Source organism: Nonomuraea sp. NPDC050790, assembly GCF_044456745.1.
GTDB lineage: Bacteria > Actinomycetota > Actinomycetes > Streptosporangiales > Streptosporangiaceae > Nonomuraea.
In genome coordinates this window covers 112,825-132,183 of record NZ_JBITGF010000011.1, presented here as the reverse complement: position 1 = coordinate 132,183, position 19,359 = coordinate 112,825, and the positions used below count along the sequence as shown (strand labels likewise).

The following is a 19,359-nucleotide window of genomic DNA, read 5'->3' as shown; positions in this document are numbered from 1 at the left end:
TCATGGATGTTTCACTGCGTCCTGTGCGCGAAGACGACCTACCCTTCCTCAATCTGCTGACCAACGACCTGGAGGGCTCGGGCGCCCACCAGTGGTACGGCTGGCACGACCCGCACCACCACCGCCGCCGCTGGGAGGAGAACGGCTTCCTCAACGACGAGGGCGGCTACCTGATCATCGCGAGAGCCGACGAACGGGCCGGATTCGTGTCCTGGCACAAGCAGCCGACCAGCAGGGTCGCCTACTGCTACGAGATGGGCCTCATCGTCGCTCCCGCGTTCCGCGGCCGGGGCTACGGCACCGACGCCCAGCGGCTGCTGGTCAGATACCTGTTCGACCACTCGACGGTGAACCGGATCCAGGCCGCCACCGAGCTGTCCAACCTGGCCGAGCAGCGGGCGCTGGAGAAGGCCGGGTTCACGAAGGAGGGGGTCCTGCGGGGCATCGGCTTCCGTGCCGGTCACTGGCAGGACGGGGTGCTGTACAGCATCCTGCGCGCGGACCTCAACTAGAGGCTGCGGCGCAGCGTGCTCGCGTGCTCCAGGTAGTCGTTGGCGAGATGGGTGCGTCCGGCCGAGCGGTGCAGTTCGCCGAGCATCTCGGTGGTCTGCGCCTCGCCGCTCCGGTCGCCGAGTTCCTGGAAGACCTCCAGTGAGCGTTCGAGACCGGCGGAGGCCGGCGCCCATTCGCCGCGTGCCACCTGGAGCCCGGCGAGGCTCTGCATGGCGTACGCGCCGCAGTGCCGGTCGCCGAGCGTCTCGAAGATGTCCAGGGCGTGCCGGTGGAAGGAGACGGCCTGCTGTAACCGGCCGATCTGCAGGCTGACGCAGCCTTCCCGGTGGGAGTCGCCGAGTTCCTGGGCCAGCCGCATGGCCTGGTTGAGCCATTTGCCGGCCTTGGCCAGGTCGCCGTTCCTGAGGCAGAGGCGGCCGATGGCCTGGCGGACGAACGCCTCGCCGTTCTGGTCCCCGGCGGCCAGGAACATCGCCAGCGCCCGCCGGTAGTGGCCGAGCGCCTTGGCCGTGTCGCCGCGGAACTGCCGGACGGCGCCGAGGCCGCACAGCGTGGTGGCCTCGGCCCTGGTGTCGCCGAGTTCGCGGAAGATGCGGCGGGCGCGGGTGAACCGGCCCGCGGACTCCTCGTACCTGTCCTGGTAGAGGCTGACCTGGGCCAGGCCCCTGAGCATGGCGGCCTCGCCGTACCTGTCGCCTGAGGAGCGCGCGGCGTCGAGGGCGAGCGCGTGCGTGCGGGACCAGGCGTCAAAGTGGCAGTGCAAGTCGAAGTAGGGGACCATCGCGGCGGCCAGCCCCCACGCGGAGGTCGCGAGACCGGCCTCGGCGGCCACGCGCACCGCGCCGACCAGGGTGTCGTGCTCGGCCTCGAACCACCCGGCCGGGTCGGCAGTCAGCCGGTCGAGCGTGCGGGCGGGCAGTTGCCAGCGCGGCGCCCGGTCGGAGGTGAGGCTGAAGACGACGGTGGGCAGGCGGGTCATGGCGTGCTCGGTGGTGGCCGTCCACGCCGCCAGCACCCGGCCGAGCGCGTCGGGGTCGGCGTGCCGCTGGAGGGCGTGGGCGCCGATGATGCCGGGCACCGCGTAGCGCGGCTGGCCGACGGGGTCGGTGCCGACGAGCCTGAGCAGGTTGGCGTCCACGAGCAGGTCGGTCACGTCGTCGGCGCGCGGGCGGTCGAGCACCGCGCCGACCACCCAGCCGGGCTGTGCCTGCCCGCCGAGCAGGCCGAGCGTGCCGAGGGTGCGCGCCGCCTCCTCCGGCAGCGCCGCGTAGCTGCGGTCGAGGCTGGCGCGCACCTCCTTGAGCTCGCCGAGCAGGTCCTCCTCCAGCCTTTCCCTCAGTACGGCCAGCGACCACCCGGGCCGGGCGGCCAGCCGCGCCCCGGCACTGCGCACGGCCAGCGGCAGCCCGCCGCAGGCGGCCACGATCGCGCGGGCGGCCTGCGGCTCCCTGGCGACCCGGTCGGCGCCCGCGATCCTGCCGAGCAGGCGCAGCGCGTCGGCGGGCGGCAGCTCGCCGAGGTCGAGCTGGAGGGCGCCGGGCAGTCCGGTGATCTTCCCGCGGCTGGTCACGATCACCGCGCAGCCGTTCCCTGGCAGCAGCGGCCGGATCTGGTCGGCCCCGTCGGCGTCGTCGAGCAGGATGAGCATCGGCCGCTCGGCCAGGACCGTGCGCAGCAGCGCCGAGCGCTCGTGCGCCGTGGGCGGCGGCGTCTCGACCCCGAGCGCGCGCAGCATCTCGGCGAGCACGTCGCCGGGCTCCCTTCCGGCCAGGTCGAGGTAGAGCTGCCCGGCCGGATACCGTTCCCGCAGCGCGTGCCCGGCGCGTACGGCCAGCGCGGTCTTGCCCGCCCCCGGCGGCCCCGACACGATCGCCACCCCGAACGGCGCGGCCAGGCCGGCGAGCTGCCCGTCCCGCCCGGTGAAGTCCGGCACGTCCGGCGGCAGTTGCCGTGGCACGGCGGGCGCGCTCTCGTCGGCGAGGATCGTCTCGTGGGCCCGGCGCAGGTCGGCGCCCGGCTCGACGCCGAGCTCGTCGACGAGCTGGGCCCGGATCTGCCCGTACGCCTTGAGCGCCTCCGCCTTCCTGCCGCCGCGGTGCAGGGTCAGCAGGAGTTGGCGCCACAGGTCCTCGCGGTAGGGGTGCTCGGCGAGCAGGCTTCTCAGCAGCGTGATGGCGCCGGAGTGGTCGCCGCTCTCCAGGCGGTGGGCGATGAGGTTCTCGGCGGCGCGCAGCCGTACCTCCAGGAGGGGTTCGAGGCGGCGGTCCCAAAGGGGGCTGCCGGGCAGGTCGGCCAGCGGCGCGCCGCGCCAGAGCGCGAGCGCGCCCGCGAAGTCGCCGCGGTTCACCAGGTCCTCGAACACGAGCAGGTCGAGCGCGCCGTCGGGCACGTCGATGGCGTAGCCGCTGCCGTCGCCGCGCAGGTGGCCGCCGCCGAGGTCGGTGCGTAAGGAGCTGACGTAGGTGCGGATGTTGGCCTGGGCCGAGCGCGGCGGACGCTCCGGCCAGAGGATCTCGACGAGTTGGTCGGCGCCCACCACGTGTCCCGCGTTCAGCAGGAGGGTGGCGAGCAGCATGCGGGGCTTCTTGCCGGAGACCCGCACGGGGTCGCCGGTGGACCTGACTTCCAACGGTCCGAGCACATGAAAAGTGACCGACATGACCGCATCCGCTCCTTTATGGAGACCTGACAGCCCTTTGTATCTGTTCTGGACGTTTCTTGTGCGGCTTATGCACACCCTGGTCTCAGAGATCCCAGAACCCCCCGAGAGGATCATCATGAAGCTCAGAGGAGCAGTGGTCGCAGGCGTCAGCCTCTTACTCAGCCTCGGCGCGATGCTGACCACGGGGTCAGCCGCGTCGGCCGACCCAGAGCCGTTCTCCGCCGAAGCGGAGATCCTTGCCACCAACTTCCAGCTTCCGTTCCCCTGCGGGCAGAGCTGGAACGGCAACTCCAGCGCCAGCAGCGCCCACCAGTCGTGGGAGATCGACTTCAACCGCGGCAGCACCGCGGACGCCGACCTCGGCGACCCCGTGGTCGCCGCAGCGTCCGGCACCGTGGTGATCTCCTCGCACCAGGGCTCGACCAACCGCTACGGCAACCTGGTCAAGATCGACCACGGCAGCGGCTGGGCCACCTACTACGCCCACCTGAACGTCCGCTCGGTCAGCGTGGGCCAGGCCGTCTCCCAGGGCCAGCAGATCGGCACCGTGGGCAGGACCAGCGCGCCGGGCAACAACATCAGCCCCCACCTCCACTACGAGGTACGGCAGGGCGAAGGCTACCCGGGCAACATCCGCAAGGCCGTCTTCAACGGCACCACCTTCGGCTACCCGGCCCAGACGCTGACCTCCAGGAACTGCGGCGGGTCCAGCAACCCGTACACCCCCGAGCAGGTCTGCGGCGCCGGCTACGGCGTCGTCGACTCGGCCGCGCTCGGCACCAGCGGCACCGTCTACCTGCTCTACAACAACTCCAACGGCTACAACTGCGTGGTCACGCTGAAGAAGGTCTCGCTCGGCAGCGCCACCCCGGTGACGGCCTACCTGGAAGTCCAAGGCAGCGCACGGATAACCGACTCCGGCAACTTCAGCTACTACGCGGGCCCGGTCAGGGCCGCCGCGCCGGGTAAATGCGTCAAGTGGGGCGGCAAGGTCGGAACCGCCTCCTACGACTCCCCCTTCGAGCATTGTGGATCATGAAACTGAGAATCCTCTTGCTGGCCGGACTGCTCGTGGTGTCCGGCCAGCAGGCCGCAACGGCCTCCGCTGAAACCAGCCCGCTCGCCGACGCCTTCGACAGGGCCGCCGGCGGTTACGACGTCCCGCGCGACCTCCTCGCCGCGCTGGCCTACGCAGAAACCCACCTCGACGGGCACCAGGGCGAGCCGAGCGCCAGCGGCGGCTACGGCATGATGCACCTGGTTCCCAAGGCGCTGGAGGAGGCGGCCAGGATCACCTCCACCCCGGCCGACCGGCTCAGGACCGACGACGCGGCCAACGTGCTCGGCGGCGCCGCCGTACTGCGGGCCAAGGCGGACGCGCTCGGCATGGACGCGAGCGCGCGCAAGGACCCGGCCAAGTGGTACGCCGCCGTCGGCGCGTACGGCGGCGCGAAGAGCACCGCGAACATCTACGCCGACGCCGTCTACGAGGCGCTGTCCAGCGGCTTCGAGGCCAACGGCGTGCGCGTCAAGGCGCAGCCGGTGCAGCCGGAGCGCGGCGAGGACTACACGCCGTTCGCCGCGGCGGCGGTCGACTACCCCGGCGCGCTGTGGTCGGCGGCCAGCACCGCCAACTACACGGTCGCCAACCGCCCGTCCAGCGCGGCCATCAACAAGATCGTCATCCACGTGGCACAGGGCTCCTACGCCGGGACGATCTCCTGGTTCAAGAACCCGGCGGCCAAGGTTTCCTCCCACTACGTGGTGCGCTCGTCCGACGGGCAGATCACCCAGATGGTGCGGGAGAAGGACATCGCCTGGCACGTCAAGGGCGCCAACACCAACAGCGTCGGCATCGAGCACGAGGGCTTCATCAACGACGCCTCGTGGTTCACCGACCAGATGTACCGGGCGTCGGCGGCGCTGACCCGCAACATCGCCGACCGCTACGGCATCCCGAAGACCCGCGCGAACATCGTGGGCCACGTCGAGGTGCCCGGCAACGACCACACCGACCCGGGTCCGAACTGGAACTGGACCAAGTTCATGAGCTACGTGACCGGCGGCAGCGGCAACCCGCACACGCCCGAGTCGGTCTGCGGCAGCGGCTACAAGGTGATCGACTCGCAGGCCCTCGGCAGCGCGGGCACGGTCTATCTGCTCTACAACGCGACCAACGGCAACAACTGCGTGGTCACGATCAAGCACACCGCGCTGGGCACGGCCACCGCGACCAGCGCGTTCCTGGAGGTCCAGGGCAGCCCCAGGACCACCGACTCCGGCAACTTCTCCTACTACGCCGGGCCGGTCAGAGCGGCCGCGCCGGACAAGTGCGTCAGGTGGGGCGGTTCGGCGGGCGGGACCAGCTACACGAGCCCGTTCGAGCACTGCGGCTAGCGGTCTTCTGAGGGAGCGCGGCGCCGACCCGGCACCGCGCTCCTTTTCTACGCGCGAGTTCAATGTGCGGGCCACTTCCGTCACTTCTAGGCCTCGGCCACGGACCTGGCCCAGGTGTAGTCGGGCTGTCCGGCCGGGCTCCGGTGGATCTCGCTGACCAGCCGCAACGCCCGCGGCACCTGATGGGCGGCCAGCCGGCCCGCGCAGTGCGCCGCGAGGTCCTCCAGCGACAGCGGCGCGAGCGGCGCCACGACCGCGGTCACCCGATCGCCGGACCCGCCGACCACCACCGTGTCGTACACCGCCGGATGCGCCCGCACCACCGCCTCCACCTCCTCCGCCCGCACCTTCCCGCCACCGGTGCGGATCACGTTGGCCGCACGGCCCAGCAACGTGACACTCCCGTCCGCCTCGACCCTGGCCAGATCCCCCTGCACCGCCCACCTGCGCCCCTGACCGTCGTGGGGAAAGTCCGCGCCGTTCCAGTAACCGCGCGCCACCCGCCCGGTCCTGCCCAGCACGCCCTCCTCGCCGGGCGCGGCAAGCTCAAACCCGTCAGCCAGTACGGCGGCGCCATCCGCCAACCCGAACCCACCACCCACCGCCCGACCGGCCAACCCCTCCGAGTCAGCGCCCGTCGCCGCGGCGGCCGGACCCGGCTCCGCGGTGCCCAGCGCCTGGCAGGTCAGGCCCGACTCGGCGGCGGCCAGTGCGTCCACGATCGCCGCGAGGCTCGGCACCGCCGCCAGCAGCCCCGCCTTGACCTCCGCCGACATCGCCGCCGCGCCGGTCACCACCGCCATGAGCCCGGCCGGTTCACCGGGCCGCAGCGCCGCCAGCAGCGGCCTGGCCATCGCGTCGCCGGTCAGCAACATGACCTGGGCCCGCTCCGCCTCCGCCAGCCTGACCACCGCGCGGGGGTCGAAGCCGTGCCCGGTCCACAGGATGAGCGTGCCGCCCGTGGTGTGGCAGGTCCAGCTCAGCCACTGCCCGGCCGCCTGGGCGAGCGGCGCGCAGACCAGCGTGCGCAGCCCGGCCCCCGCCGCCGCGTTCTCGGCGACCTGCTCCGCCGAGGTGACCGGCTCGCTCACGAACGACCCCATCGCCGCGAAGAACACGTCCTCCTGCCGCCAGAGCACACCCTTCGGCCGGCCGGTGGTGCCCGCCGTGTAGATCAGGTAGTGATCGTCGCCGGACCGCTCCTCAGGTTCCGGCAGGCTGCGGGGAAGGGCCACCGCCCTCTCGTACGGCGGGCCGTACGCGATGGTGTTCGTGAACCACGGCACCCGCTCCAGCAGCCCCGCCTCGCCCACGAGCGCCGTGCAGCCGGAGTCGCGCAGCACGTGCGTGAGGTGCTCCTCGCGGCAGCGGTGGTCGAGGTTCACCGGCACCGCCCGCAGCTTGAAGCAGGCCAGTTCGCTCTCCTTCCACTCGGCCCGGTTGCGCGCGAGGATGCCGACCCTGTCGCCGCGCCCGACCCGCATGCCGCTGAGGTGGCAGGCGAACCTGGTGGCGCGTTCGTCCAGCTCGCGGTAGGTGAGGCGGCGCTCGCCCGCGACCAGCGCCGTCCGTTCCGGCACCGCCCGCGCCACGCCCTCGAACAGGTCGGCCAGGTTGAAAGTGCGGCTCACCGGTCAAGGTTGCGCAGGCCGTACCGCCTCTTGTCCAGACCCGTCAGATGGTGTCGATGATGTCCACGACGTAAAGGAGCGGTCCACCGCCCGGGACGCCGATGCCGCCCGTGGTGGCGGTGAAGCCCTTGGTGGCCGTGGCCGGGACGGTGACGGCCACGCGGCTGCCGACGGCCTTGCCGGTCAGCGCCTCGACCCAGCCGGGCGGTACCGCGCCTGGCACCAGCGTGAAGCCGCGCGGGCCGCCGCGGCGGTGGGAGGAGTCGAACACGGTCCGCGTGGGCCAGCGAGCGCCGACATACTGCACCACGATCTTGGCACCCCGCTCGACCATGGGCCCTGAGCCGTCGATGAGCGTACGCGAGGGCCCGGACGCCTGGAGGTCCGCCGGCAGATCGGGCACCCCTTTGCCCAGAAGACGGGCATCAGCCGGATACCCACCCAGAATGTCAAACACCACCACCAACGTCTCCCCACCCCCCGGCAACGGCGGAGCGACCCCGGACAACACCCCGCCACCCACCAGACCACTCTTTGGCAACGCCCCGCCACCCGCCAGGCCGTCCTTTGGCAACGCCCCGCCACCCGCCAGGCCGTCCTTTGGCAACGCCCCGTCGCCCGCCGGGCCCACCAGCATCACCCGGCTGCCCGCCGCGTGCCCGACCAGCGCCTCGCGCCAGGCTTTCGGCGCCTGTCCGTCGCCGGGCAGGACGGTGGCGGGCTGGCGCGTGTCATAGGTGTTCAGGTACGGCTGGTTGCCCTCCCACCGGCGTACCTCGACGTCGGTCACCACCACGTCGCCCGGCCGCGTCACCCGCCCCCCGCCCTCCCACAGCACGGTCACCCGAGGCTCGGGATCGGGCGGCCCGGTGGGCAGGCTGATGACCGGCCTGGTCCCGAAGGCGCCGGACACGCTCGGGGTAGGTGTGGCGAGCCCGCAGGAGGCGGCGAGCAGGACTGCGGCAAACCAGATCAGTCGCACACTTCGCTTCTTTGCCGCGATCACTCCAAGGGATTGGCATCTCCCCCCAAAACCACTCGGCCAACGCCCTCCCCGGATGCGGCATGCTGGGTGGGTGAGCAGGCCCAACCTCGCGCGGCGGGTGGCGGAAGCGGCCGAGATCGCGCTGACCCACCGCAAATACGTGACCTTCGTCGACGTCGTCACCGGCCTGCGCTGGCTGCACACGCGCCACGTCGACACCTGGCGCCAGGGCCGGGCCGCGACGCTGTCCGACCTGGCCGCCGTGGACGACGACCGCCTGCTCGACGCCGCCGCGCTCCTGCGCGAGTGGGCCGTGGGCAAGGGCCTGCGGCCGGTGGCGGCGCCGTACGTCTCCAGCAGCCGCGACCGCCGCGACCTGCGCTTCACCAAGGACGGCGACCAGGAGCCCTACCGCACACACTGGCTGTCCCCCGACCTCAGCGACGCCCGCGTCAAGCAGATCACCGAACGCCAGGCCAAGGCCCCCGACCTCGTCGCCGTGAGGCCCGCCAACGCGTGGACCTGCGCCGAGTGCGGCGACACCGGCGACTTCCTGATCATGGAAGAGGACCGCCCGCACTGCCTGACCTGTACCGACCTGGACCACCTGGTCCTGCTACCCGCTGGAAACGCCACCCTGAGCCGCCGCGCGAAGAAGGAGAGCGTCCTGTCGGCCGTGGTGGTCGAGTTCAACCGCCGCCGCAAGATCTACCAGCGCGTGGGCGTGCTGGTGGAGGAGTCCGCACTGGCGCTGGCCGAGGAGTCCTGCCTGGCCGACGAGGAGGTACGGCTGCGCCGCCGCGACCGCGACCGAGTCCGCCGGGCCGAGCAGGACGTGGAGTACCAGACCAGGATGGCCGCCGAGATAGCCCGCCTGTTCCCCGGCTGCCCCGCCGAACGGGCCCGCGAGATCGCCGAACACGCCGGCCAGCGCGGCAGCGGCAGAGTAGGCCGCTCCACCGCCGCGCGAGCCCTGGACGAGAACGCCATCACCCTGGCCGTGGTCGCCTCGATCCGCCACCAGGACACCGACTACGACCGCCTGCTCATGTCCGGCGTCCCCCGCCACGAGGCCCGCGACCGCATCCGCGACACCATAGCCGCCAAACTCACCGACTTCCGCCGCTGAACCCCAGGGGCTACACGCGCCGCTCCAACTGCCCGACTACCGCCTCCAGGAGCCGGTCGGAGAGATCGGACACCGCCCTGGCAAGGAGCGAGGCGCCGACCATCCTGCACATGCGAGGCATGCTCGCACGGCCGCGTGCAGAACCCCTGCGGGCGAGACGTGGGGCTGTCCCAGGCGTTTTCGCAGCGGGTGAGGATGTCCATGAGTTCGTCGACCGTCACGGGATAGCGTCTATCACATGCGCGATTGGCACGACATCAGGGACGAACTACGAAATTTCGCACTTAGCCTGCCGGAGACTCATGAAGACCATCCATGGGGCGAATCGGTCATCAAGGTGAACAAGAAGGTCTTCCTCTTCCTCGGCATGGACGAGCCTACCGAGAAGTGGGACCCGACCTTCGGCGTGAAGCTCCTGTCGGAGACCCACGGCCACGCGCTCACCGTCGAAGGCGCCCAGCCCAGCGGCTACGGCCTCGGCAAGGCCGGCTGGGTCACGGTCCCGTTCATGAGCGAACTGCCGGAGACCGAGATCCTGCTCGACTGGGTCGAGGAGAGCTACCGGGCCATCGCCCCGAAAAGGGCGATCAAGCTATTGGACGGCCAGTCGTAGCGCGAACCCGACGAGCAGCAGCCCCGTCACCCGCTCCACCCGCGCACGCACCCTGGGCCGGCGCAGCAACGCGCCCACCCTGTCCACGACCACGTTGTAGAAGCTGAACCACAGCGCGTAGAGCCCCGCGAAGATCGCCGACAGCAGCAACGGCGCCGCCCCCTCCATGAACTGCGGCAGGAACGTCACGAAGAACAGCAGCACCTTGGGATTGAGCAGGTTCGACAGGAACCCGTTGCGCACGTGCCGCGCCGCCGTCCCCGCGACGGGCCCGGCGGCGGCGGGCGCGAGGGCGGCGCGGGCCCTGAGCCCCTGCACGCCCAGCCAGAACAGGTACGCCACCCCCAGCCACCGCAACACCGAGAAGGCGGTGGGCGAGGCGGCGAGCAGGGCCGACAGCCCGATCGCGGCGGCGACGGCGTGCACCGCGAGCCCGAGCAGCCCACCGGCCATGGTGAGGAGCCCGGCGGCACGACCGTGCGCGAGCGAGCTGCGCATGATGAGCGCGGCGTCCGGCCCGGGAATCATGATCATGATCAGGGCGGTGACCGTGAAGGTCAGCAGCATGGCGGGGGTCTCCCGGGAACACTGGGGGCGCGCTCCCGCCAACCCGCTGGTGTGCAGGCCGCACGAGAACGCGGGTGAACACAAATATGCCTTGTGGGCGGACCTAATCTTAGGTGACGCGACAGGCCCTCACGACCCGACCCCCAGGTACGCGGCGATCGCCGCCGTGTCACCGGCGAACTCCCCGGCCGGCGCCGCGTACACGAACCGGCCCTTCACCATGCACCTGACCTCGTCGGCGACCTCCAGCGCCAGCCGGAGGTTCTGCTCGACCAGCACCACCGAGATCCCCGTCTCCCGCAGCCCGGCCAGCACGACGCCGAGCTCCTCGACCAGAAGGGGCGCCAGGCCCTCCGACGGCTCGTCGAGCAGCAGCAGGCGCGGGTTGCCGAGCAGCGCGCGGCCGATCGCCAGCATCTCCTGCTCGCCGCCGGAGAGCTGGTCGCCGCGGTGCCGGCGGCGCGCGGCCAGGGCGGGGAAGGTCTGGTAGATCCGCTCGACCGTCCAGTCGCCGGGAGCGCGGGAGATCGCCAGCGTCTCCTCGACCGTCAGCGAGCGGAACACCCGGCGTCCCTGCGGCACGATCCGCACGCCCGCCTGGGCGATGCGCCGCGTGTCCAGGCCGGCCAGCTCGCGCCCGGCCAGGCTGACCGACCCGGACCAGGGCTTGACCAGGCCCATCAGCGCGTGCACGAACGTGGACTTGCCGACGCCGTTGCGCCCCAGCACGGCCACGGCCCGGCCCTGGTCGAGTGTGAGGTCGGCGCCGTGGAGGACCTGGGCGGTGCCGTATCCGGCGGTGAGATCCTGGACGGTCAGCATCAGGTCCCCAAATAGGCTTTCTGGACCGCGCGGGAGGCGCGTACCTCCGCGGGCGTGCCGTCGGCGATCACCTGGCCGGCCGCGAGCACGGTCACCCGGGAGGCGACGGCGAAGACCAGGTCCAGGTCGTGCTCCACGATCATCACGGTGAGCTCGGCGGGCAGCGCGCGCACCAGTCCGGCCAGCTCCGCGCTCTCGGCCGCGGACATGCCCGCCGCCGGTTCGTCGAGCAGCAGCAGCCGGGGCCGCGCGGCCAGCGCCATCGCCACCTCCAGCCGCCGTCCCTGCCCGTGGGAGAGCGCGCCCGCCGTGCCGCCGGGCTCGACGCCCATCGCCGCGAGGTGTCCCGCCGCCTCCCGTTCGACCTCGGCGCGCCGCCCGCGCGGCAGCCACGCCCGCAGCCCCACCCCCTGTCTCGCGCGTACGGCGAGCGCCACGTTCTCCAGGCAGCTCAGCCCGGTGAACAGGCTGCTGTGCTGGAACGTCCGCCCGATCCCGAGCCGGGCCCTGCGCGCCTCGGACAGCCTGGTCACGTCCCGCCCGGCGAACTCGATCCGCCCCGCCGACGGCCGCAGCGCCCCCGCGACCGCCGCGAACACCGTCGACTTCCCCGCCCCGTTGGGCCCGATGAGCGCCCTGCGCTCGCCCGCCTCGACGGACAGGGAGACCCGGTCCACGGCGGCCAGCGCCCCGTAGCGCACGGTCAGCTCACGCAGCGCCAGCACGTTTCCTCCACAGCCCGGCGAGCCCCTCGGGCAGCAGGTAGACACACAGCACGAACAACGCCCCCTCGACCAGCAGCCACTTGTCGCCCAGCGCCCCCGAGGAGGCGTCGCGCAGCACGACCAGCCCGGCCGCGGCCAGCGCGGGCCCCGCCAGCGAGTTCCTGCCGCCGAGCAGCACCATGACCAGCAGCAGCACGGAGACGCCCACGCCCAGGTGGGTCGGGGCCACGAAGGTGTCCTTCTGCGCCACCAGCGCGCCGCCCGCCGCGCACACCGCTCCGGCCACGGTGACGGCGGCCAGCCGTACCCCTGGGACGGAGTAGCCGAACGCGGCCATCCGCGCCTCGTTCTCGCGCGCGCCCGCCACGGCCGCGCCGAGCGGCCCGCGCCGCACCAGCGCCAGCACCGCGAACCCGGCCGCGACCACCGCCAGCGCCCACCAGTAGAAGACCACGACGTACGGCATCGCCGACTCCAGCCCGAACAACGAGCTGACCGGAATGCCGTCCAGGCCGTTGTCCCCGCCCGTGACCCGGCTGGACCGCGTGGCCGCCTGGACCGCGACCTCCCCGATCGCCAGCGTGAACATCAGGAAGAAGAACCCCCGGGTACGCACCGCGAACCACCCGGTGACCAGCGCGAACACCACCCCAGCCAGCACCGCCGCGCCGAGCTGCACCACCGCCGACTCGCTGAGGTGCTTGGCCGTCAGCCCGGCGGCGTAGGCGCCCACCCCGAGAAAGGCGGCGTGCCCGAGCGACGGCAGCCCGGCGTGCCCGACGAGGAAGGCGAGGCTCGCGGCCATCAGCCCGTAGGCCAGCCCGCCGGTGAGCAGGCTGAGCTCATAGGCCCCCAGCACGAACGGCAGCGCCGCCAGCACCACCGCGGCAGCCAGGGGAAGTGCCCTCACCCGGCCCTCCCGAACAGCCCGGAAGGGCTCCACAGGAGCACCGCGGCCATGGCCGCGAACAGCAGGTACGCCGCCAACTCCGGCACCAGCGCCACCCCGACCGTCTGCACCTGCCCGACCAGCAGCGCCCCCGCCACGGCCCCGCGGACGGAGGCCAGCCCGCCGATCACGATGACGATCAGCGCCAGCACCAGCACCTCGCTGTCCAGCCCGGCACGCAGGTTGAGCAGCGGCAGCCCGAGCACCCCCGCGAACGTGGCCAGCCCGCAGCCGGCCAGCATGACCGATAATCGGACCCGGCCGACGTCCACGCCGATCGCCGCGAGCATGCCGGGATCGTCCACCGCGGCCCTGACCAGCGCGCCGGCCTTGGTCCGCTCGAAGACCCAGTACACGACCCCGCCGATGACCAGCCCGGCCGCGATCACCGCCACCCGGTAGACGGGATAGTCGCCCAGGACGCTGCCGTCGAGGCCGGCCGGCGGCGGGAGCGTGTGGAAGCCCCTGTCCACGACGCCGAGCAGAAACTCCGACAGCAGGATCGCCAGCCCCAGCGTGAGCAGGGCCTGGTCCAGGTGGCCCCGCCCGCGCAGCGGGAGCATCGCCGCCGACAGCGCGCCGCCGAGCGCCACCCCGAGCACGGCCACGAGCAGCGCGGCCCCCGCCCACATCCCCAGCGAGACCGAGGCGCCGCCGAGAAGCAGGTAGGCGACGTAGCCGCCGGCCATGTAGAGGGCGCCGTGGGCCAGGTTGAGCACGTCGAGCATGCCGTAGATCAGGGTCAGCCCGACCGCGAGCACGAACAGCAGCGCCCCGAACGCCAGCCCGTCGAACGCGTTGACGAGCAGGCTCACGAGGGCTCCGGCGCGATGGTGGCCACGACCTTGTTCACGCCGCCGGAGTACTCGCGGACGTACCAGTTCTGCACGGGATTGTGCTTGGCGTCCAGCGTGAACGTCCCGCGCGGGCTGGCGATCTCGCCCACCTGGCCCAGCGCCTGCGACAGGTCGCCGCCGCGCTTGGCCGCCTGGTCGATGAGGCTCATGGCGTCCCAGCTCTGCAGCGCGACCACCGACGGGTTCTTGCCGGTCTTGGCCTTCCACTTGGCGGTGAACGCCTGGTTGTCCGGGTTGTCCAGCGCGGGCGAGTACAGGCCGACGCTGGTGATGCCCTCGGCGTCGGCGCCGATCGCCTGCAGCACGTCCTCGTCGGTGATGTTCTGGCAGGTCAGCAGCTTGAGCTTCTTGTCGTAGCCGAACTGCTTGAAGTTCTTGGCGAACGTGATGGCCTCGCCGCCGGCGTAGAAGACATAGAGGAACTTCGCCTCCGCGGGGATCTGGCTGAGGTACGGCTGGAAGTTCTGGGTCTTGCCGAACGGGGTGAGGATCTCCTTCAGCGGCTCGGCGCCGCCGCCCTTGGCGTAGCCCTCGGCGAAGCCCTTCAGGGTCTCGGTGCCCGCCGAGTAGTCGGCGCCCATGAGCACCGCGCCGTCCTTGCCGTAGGTCTGCGCGGCGTAGCGGCCGGCGGCGTACCCGTGCATGTAGTTGGTGTAGGAGACGCGGAAGACGCCGGGGCCACCGAGCGCGTCGGCGCCGGCGTTGGCGATGACCACGGGCGTCTTCTGCGCCGCGGCCTCCTTGGCCACGGCCACCGCGACCGGGGAGGCGATCAGGCCGGTGATGACGTTCACCTGGTCCTGGAGGGTGAGCTGCCTGGCCTTCTGCTGGCCGGTCTCCGGGGTGCCGGCGTCGTCGGCGACGATCAGCCGCGCCGTCTTGCCGCCGAGCTTGCCGCCGTGCTCGTCGAGGTAGAGGCGCATGGCGGTTTCCATGTCATCGCCGAGCGCCGCGTACACGCCGGTCTGGGAGATGATGGCGCCGACCTTCACCACGGACTCGTCCGCCGCCTGCTGAGTGGCCGCGCCGCCGCATCCCGAGGCCAGCGCGACGGTCAGAGCGAGCAAGGCAAATCTCATCGGAGGCTCCCGCTGCCGCGTGCGTTTCCGAGATCCTCGCGCGTGCGGCGGCGGAAGGGAAGGGCGCTATCCCTTGCCCGGATGCAGCGCTCCGCAGTCTCGGCAGGTCCGCGCGGTTTCGTCGGCGTAGAAGGCGGCGAAAACCGGCGGCAGGTCTTTGACGATGTCCCGCACCTGGAGTTCCACCTCGTGCACCTTGGCCCCGCACTCCTGGCAGTACCACTGGAACGTCTCCAGCCGTCCCTCCTCGCGGATCTTCTCCACGACCAGGCCGACCGAGTTCGCCTCCCGCTGCGGCGAGTGCGGCAGGTTGGCCGGAAGCAGCCACATCTGACCCTCGCGGATGTGCACGGTGTCTGGGCCCTCCGGCGTCATCACGTTGAGGCGCATGTTCCCCTTGATCTGAAAGAACAGCTCCTCGTACGGGTCCACGTGGAAGTCGGTGCGCTGGTTGGGCCCGCCGACGACCATCACGATGAAGTCGCCGGCCTCCTCGAACACCAGCTTGTTGCCCACGGGCGGCTTGAGCAGGTGCTCATGCTCCTCGATCCACTTGCCGAAGTCGATGGGGGGCAGCATCTCGTCTCCTCACGTCACTCGAACACGGCCCGCACCGAGCCGAGCCCGTCGATCCGCACCTCGAAGGCGTCCCCCGCGACGGGCGCCACGAAGGGGCCCAGCGTCCCGGTCAGCACCACGTCGCCCGCGCGCAGCGGCGACGCCGAACGCCCCACCGCGCCCGCCAGCCAGACCAGCGCGTTGAGCGGGTGGTCCATGACCTGCGCGCCCGACCCCGACGACACCTCCTCGCCGTTGCGCGTCATCGTCATGCCCGCCGTACGCAGGTCGAGCCCGCGCAGGTCACGAGGGTCGTTGCCCAGGACGAAGGCGCCGCCGGAGGCGTTGTCGGCGATCGTGTCGGCCGGGGTGATGTCCCAGCCCTCGATCCTGGAGTCGGCCACCTCGATGGCGGCCAGCGCGAAGTCCACCGCCCTGATCACCTCGGCCGCGGTGAACGGCCCGCCCTCCAGGTCCTCCTTCAGCACGAACGCCACCTCGCCCTCGACCCTCGGCTGCAGGAAGTCCCCGATCGGGATCGGCTGCCCGTCGAGCCGGGCGCGGTCATGGAACAACATCCCGTAGTCCGGCTCGCCGATGCCGAACCGGCCGCGTACCTCCGCGTTGGTCATGCCGACCTTGCGCCCGACGATCCTGCGCCCCTCCTGGAGCGCGCGCCGCGTGTTGATCTCCTGTACGGCGTAGCCGTCCCGCACCGACCCGACCAGGTCGCGGACCGGCGGGCACGGCTTGCCCGACCGCTCCGCCTCCAGCAGCCGGTCGGCCGCCTGGGTGCGCACGTCCACCGCTTCGGACCATTCGTCGTGCATCAGAATCACTCCAGCCTTCCGGTGGCCTCTTGCCATCGTCTCCCCTGCGGGCGATCTACGCCAATTACCCTGCCCTCCATGCGAACGCGTACCGATCAGGCTCATGCCCACGACGGCTCCTTCGACGTCCACGTCTGGCTGCCCGGCTCCGGCCGGGGGCCGGGGATCCTGCTGTTGCAGGAGGTCTGGGGCGTCGGGCCGTACATCAGGAAGGTCGCGGAGGACCTGGCCGCGCTCGGCTACGTCGTGGCCGCGCCCGACCTGTTCTGGCGGGTGCGGCGCAACTGGCAGGGCGCGCACGACATGGCCGGCCTCCAGTCCTCGATCGAGGTGGCCAGCGAGTTCGACGCCGCCCAGGGCGTGGCCGACAGCGGCACGACGCTGGCGCACCTGCGGGCGATGCCCGAGGTGGAGGGCGGCGTGGGCTCGCTCGGCATCTGCCTGGGCGGCTCGCTGAACTTCGCGCTGGCCGCCGCCGAACCGATGGACGCGGTGCTGTCGTTCTACGGCTCGCAGGTGCCCGACTCGCTCGCCCTCATGGACCGCATCGACGCTCCCCTGCTGCTGGCCTTCGGCGGCGCCGACCCCTACATCCCGCGCGAGCGGGTGGCCGAGGTGGAGCGGGCCGCGCAGGGACGGGCCAACGTCCGGGTGTACGTGGACGAGCGGGCCGGACACGCATTCCACAACCATGAGGCCCCCGACTTCCACCACCCGGAGGCCGCGGCCGACCTCTGGCGGGTGGCCGTCGGCTTCCTCGGGGAGCATATTCCGGTCCACCCGAAATAGGCGTGCACGAAAGCTGCACACGGCCCCCACACACCCTGTCTGGTACGCCACTTCCCCGTACCCCACGATGAAGCGGTGACAGGGATCTTCACCATGTGGGGAAATGTCATCATCGCGACGCTTCTGACCGTTCCGGCGGCGGTGCTGGCGATCTTCCATCTCACGCGCGGCCGCGCCCGCCGCGCCCACCCCGCGCCCCTCCGCAGCGCGGTCGCCGACGTCGGCATCGTCATCGGCACCGCGCCCTGGATCTGGATGATCCTCACTCCCTCCGACCGCCGGAACACGGTCGAACCCGTCCCCTTCCGCGTCCTCGCCGACCTCGCCGCCGGGCCGTGGGAGACGGCGTTCGTGCAGGTTGGGGGGAACCTGCTGGTCTTCGCGGCGCTGGGCGGACTGCTCCCGGTCCGCTCGGCGCGCTTCACCTCCCTGGCCCGCGTCGCCCTCATCGCCGCCCTGGCCTCCACGACCGTCGAGTGCCTCCAGTACGGCCTGCGCCTGGGCCGCGACTCAGCCACCGACGACGTCCTCGTCAACACGGCCGGGGCCGTACTGGCCGCCATGATTACTCGCCGCTGGTGGGCACCCGTAATACCGGGCAGGATCGTTCCAAGGTAACGGCCCGCGAAAACCCCCGAAGATCACCACACAGGCACGATCCACTCAAAAGAAGCACGCGACCAACCTGCGTATCTGTGCGATCGTGGACAAGACGGGGCAAGTTCTCTGGAGACGCCAAACCCGGTTGGTGACAGAGGGTGGTCAAACGTGTCTGAATCCCCGGTACCCCACGAGCCCCCGATCTATCGGCGCATCGCCGACGGCCTCCGCGCGCGGATCATGGCCGGCGAATTGCGCGACGGGGATCGGCTACCGGGCGAGAACGCGCTCATGGCCGAGCACGACGTGGCACGCGCCACCGCGAGGCAGGCGCTCGCCGTACTCATCAACGAAGGGCTGGCGGTGCCCAAGCGAGGTTCGGGGGTCTACGTGCGCTTGTTCAAACCGATCCGACGACACGGCTCCCGCCGCCTGTCCCGCGAGCAGTGGGGCCAGGGACGGGCGATCTGGGACGCCGACGCCCGCGGCCGGCCGTTCACCGTCGACGAGGTGGAGGTGGCCAGGGAGAGCGCCACGGAGGACGTCGCCGCGGTCCTGGAGAGCGGCGAGGTCTGGGTACGGCGGCGGCGCTATTCGGTCGACAGCCGCCCCGTCCAGCTCGCCACCTCCTACTTCCCCGCCACGCTCGTCGAGGGCTCGGCCATCACGGTGGCCGACACCGGACCGGGCGGCGTCTACGCCCGCCTGGGCGACCTCGGCCTGCCCCCCGCGCACTTCACCGAGGAGGTGCGCGCCAGGATGCCCCGCCCCCGCGAGGCCGGACTCCTGGGCCTGCCGGGCGGCACCCCGGTCATCGAGGTCTGCAGGACCGCCTACACCTCGGGCGGGCTGCCGGTGGAGCTGAACGAGATGGTTTTGGACAGCGCGGCCTACGTACTTCAGTACGATTTCGATGCTTAGGTCAAGCCGAAATGTCTAGCGATAGGTTGACCTGTCCCTCACGATCATTGCCTTCTCTAGAGAGGTGCCGCATCGTCGGAGTGAAAGGAATCATCGCCTAGCAGCGGGTCCCGGGAAGGATGGTCATGTCCTTTGACCGGCACCTCGCGGAGATCGCCCGGGAGTTTCCGCACTGGACCATCTGGCGGAGCGACGCGGGACGCTGGTGGGCCACCCGGCATCATCCGCTCAGCGCCGAGCAGCGTGATGCCGGGTGCGCGATGACGATCGACGCCGACGACCCGGACGGTCTGCGTGACCAGCTCCGGGACCAGCAGAGGCGAGCGGGCATCCCGCCGCCCTCCTGACGCCTGGATCGTTCTCAGGCGACACGAGCAGCCCGGTGCCGGGTCCAGCGTCTCGGCGGCTCCGGCACCGGGCCACCAAAACGGGGCCAAGGTCGCGGAAGCCTCCGACCCTATCGGGGGCGGAGGCTTCCGCCCACGGAGTAGCGTCGGGCACATGCTCTTCGAACCGCGCCTGCGCGAAGGCATCGCCGACGGCAGCATCACGCTCGCCTTCCGGCGCTGGAAACGCAGCCAGGTCAAGCCGGGCGGCCGCTACCGCATGGGCGACGGGCGCATCGCCGGCGTCTCCTCGGTCGAGGTGGTCACCGACCTCACCGACGCCGACGCCCGCGCGGCCGGCTTCCCCGACGCCGAGGCGCTCCGCCGCGACCTCGACGCCCGCGGC

At 71.6% G+C, this 19,359-nt stretch carries 20 protein-coding genes; 9 read left to right on the top strand and 11 right to left on the bottom strand.

Annotation, left to right across the window (positions count from 1 at the left end; all coding sequences use genetic code 11):
• Positions 1-2 precede the first annotated feature (2 nt).
• Entirely contained in the window at positions 3-512 is a 510-nt protein-coding gene (locus ACIBEJ_RS43210) for a GNAT family N-acetyltransferase (RefSeq protein ID WP_397188774.1), read from the top strand.
• Here the strand turns inward: ACIBEJ_RS43210 and ACIBEJ_RS43205 are convergent.
• The gene (locus ACIBEJ_RS43205) at positions 509-3,142 is read right to left on the bottom strand and encodes a BTAD domain-containing putative transcriptional regulator (RefSeq protein WP_397188773.1); all 2,634 of its coding nucleotides are present in this window, start codon (positions 3,140-3,142) and stop codon (positions 509-511) included. The genes ACIBEJ_RS43210 and ACIBEJ_RS43205 overlap by 4 nt on opposite strands.
• A gap of 148 nt (positions 3,143-3,290) precedes the next feature.
• On the opposite strand from ACIBEJ_RS43205, the gene ACIBEJ_RS43200 reads away from it, so the two are divergent.
• Together ACIBEJ_RS43200 and ACIBEJ_RS43195 are read left to right on the top strand one after the other, a co-directional pair.
• Positions 3,291-4,214 carry a M23 family metallopeptidase gene (locus tag ACIBEJ_RS43200; RefSeq protein WP_397188772.1) on the top strand — a complete coding sequence of 308 codons (924 nt, stop codon included), beginning with the start codon at positions 3,291-3,293 and terminating at the stop codon, positions 4,212-4,214.
• Positions 4,211-5,572, top strand: a complete 1,362-nt coding sequence (locus ACIBEJ_RS43195) for an N-acetylmuramoyl-L-alanine amidase (RefSeq protein WP_397188771.1) — start codon at positions 4,211-4,213, stop codon at positions 5,570-5,572. Before ACIBEJ_RS43200 ends, ACIBEJ_RS43195 begins: the two co-directional genes overlap by 4 nt.
• Positions 5,573-5,658: 86 nt before the next feature.
• Here the strand turns inward: ACIBEJ_RS43195 and ACIBEJ_RS43190 are convergent, their stop codons facing one another.
• The gene (locus tag ACIBEJ_RS43190) at positions 5,659-7,203 is read right to left on the bottom strand and encodes an AMP-binding protein (protein WP_397188770.1); all 1,545 of its coding nucleotides are present in this window, start codon (positions 7,201-7,203) and stop codon (positions 5,659-5,661) included.
• A 43-nt stretch (positions 7,204-7,246) separates the two neighbouring features.
• On the bottom strand, positions 7,247-8,185 hold the full coding sequence (locus ACIBEJ_RS43185) for an FKBP-type peptidyl-prolyl cis-trans isomerase (protein ID WP_397188769.1): 939 nt from the start codon (positions 8,183-8,185) through the stop codon (positions 7,247-7,249).
• Positions 8,186-8,279: 94 nt separating this feature from the next.
• On the opposite strand from ACIBEJ_RS43185, the gene ACIBEJ_RS43180 reads away from it, so the two are divergent.
• Together ACIBEJ_RS43180 and ACIBEJ_RS43175 are read left to right on the top strand one after the other, a co-directional pair.
• Positions 8,280-9,317: a DUF2293 domain-containing protein gene (locus tag ACIBEJ_RS43180; RefSeq protein WP_397188768.1), complete on the top strand. Its 1,038-nt coding sequence runs from the start codon at positions 8,280-8,282 to the stop codon at positions 9,315-9,317.
• Between the two features lie 238 nt (positions 9,318-9,555).
• A complete protein-coding gene (locus ACIBEJ_RS43175) occupies positions 9,556-9,930 on the top strand; it encodes an MmcQ/YjbR family DNA-binding protein (RefSeq protein WP_397188767.1) in 375 nt (124 codons plus the stop codon).
• On the opposite strand, the gene ACIBEJ_RS43170 is transcribed toward ACIBEJ_RS43175, so the two are convergent.
• From ACIBEJ_RS43170 to ACIBEJ_RS43135, 8 genes are all read right to left on the bottom strand, one after another.
• Positions 9,910-10,497 carry a LysE family translocator gene (locus ACIBEJ_RS43170; RefSeq protein WP_397188766.1) on the bottom strand — a complete coding sequence of 196 codons (588 nt, stop codon included), beginning with the start codon at positions 10,495-10,497 and terminating at the stop codon, positions 9,910-9,912. The two genes, ACIBEJ_RS43175 and ACIBEJ_RS43170, sit on opposite strands and share 21 nt — an antisense overlap.
• Before the next feature lie 129 nt (positions 10,498-10,626).
• Complete coding sequence (locus ACIBEJ_RS43165; RefSeq protein WP_397188765.1) at positions 10,627-11,319, bottom strand: ABC transporter ATP-binding protein; 693 nt, start codon at positions 11,317-11,319, stop codon at positions 10,627-10,629.
• Positions 11,319-12,044, bottom strand: a complete 726-nt coding sequence (locus ACIBEJ_RS43160; RefSeq protein ID WP_397188764.1) for an ABC transporter ATP-binding protein — start codon at positions 12,042-12,044, stop codon at positions 11,319-11,321. Before ACIBEJ_RS43160 ends, ACIBEJ_RS43165 begins: the two co-directional genes overlap by 1 nt.
• Positions 12,028-12,954 carry a branched-chain amino acid ABC transporter permease gene (locus tag ACIBEJ_RS43155; protein ID WP_397188763.1) on the bottom strand — a complete coding sequence of 309 codons (927 nt, stop codon included), beginning with the start codon at positions 12,952-12,954 and terminating at the stop codon, positions 12,028-12,030. Before ACIBEJ_RS43155 ends, ACIBEJ_RS43160 begins: the two co-directional genes overlap by 17 nt.
• Positions 12,951-13,808 (bottom strand): branched-chain amino acid ABC transporter permease, encoded by an 858-nt coding sequence (locus tag ACIBEJ_RS43150; RefSeq protein WP_397188762.1) that lies wholly within the window; start codon positions 13,806-13,808, stop codon positions 12,951-12,953. Before ACIBEJ_RS43150 ends, ACIBEJ_RS43155 begins: the two co-directional genes overlap by 4 nt.
• Positions 13,805-14,929 carry an ABC transporter substrate-binding protein gene (locus tag ACIBEJ_RS43145; protein WP_397188761.1) on the bottom strand — a complete coding sequence of 375 codons (1,125 nt, stop codon included), beginning with the start codon at positions 14,927-14,929 and terminating at the stop codon, positions 13,805-13,807. The genes ACIBEJ_RS43150 and ACIBEJ_RS43145 overlap by 4 nt, the downstream gene beginning before the upstream one ends.
• A 66-nt stretch (positions 14,930-14,995) precedes the next feature.
• Positions 14,996-15,508 (bottom strand): 3-hydroxyanthranilate 3,4-dioxygenase, encoded by a 513-nt coding sequence (locus ACIBEJ_RS43140; RefSeq protein ID WP_397188760.1) that lies wholly within the window; start codon positions 15,506-15,508, stop codon positions 14,996-14,998.
• Positions 15,509-15,522: 14 nt separating this feature from the next.
• Complete coding sequence (locus ACIBEJ_RS43135) at positions 15,523-16,317, bottom strand: 2-keto-4-pentenoate hydratase (RefSeq protein WP_397188759.1); 795 nt, start codon at positions 16,315-16,317, stop codon at positions 15,523-15,525.
• A gap of 78 nt (positions 16,318-16,395) precedes the next feature.
• Between ACIBEJ_RS43135 and ACIBEJ_RS43130 the strand changes: the two genes are divergently transcribed.
• The 4 genes from ACIBEJ_RS43130 (at position 16,396) to ACIBEJ_RS43115 (ending at position 18,974) form a co-directional block, all read left to right on the top strand.
• Positions 16,396-17,106: a dienelactone hydrolase family protein gene (locus ACIBEJ_RS43130; protein WP_397188758.1), complete on the top strand. Its 711-nt coding sequence runs from the start codon at positions 16,396-16,398 to the stop codon at positions 17,104-17,106.
• A gap of 75 nt (positions 17,107-17,181) precedes the next feature.
• The gene (locus tag ACIBEJ_RS43125) at positions 17,182-17,724 is read left to right on the top strand and encodes a VanZ family protein (RefSeq protein ID WP_397188757.1); all 543 of its coding nucleotides are present in this window, start codon (positions 17,182-17,184) and stop codon (positions 17,722-17,724) included.
• A 150-nt stretch (positions 17,725-17,874) separates the two neighbouring features.
• Positions 17,875-18,627 (top strand): GntR family transcriptional regulator, encoded by a 753-nt coding sequence (locus ACIBEJ_RS43120; protein WP_397188756.1) that lies wholly within the window; start codon positions 17,875-17,877, stop codon positions 18,625-18,627.
• Positions 18,628-18,752: 125 nt separating this feature from the next.
• Complete coding sequence (locus ACIBEJ_RS43115; protein WP_397188755.1) at positions 18,753-18,974, top strand: hypothetical protein; 222 nt, start codon at positions 18,753-18,755, stop codon at positions 18,972-18,974.
• Positions 18,975-19,359 lie beyond the last annotated feature (385 nt).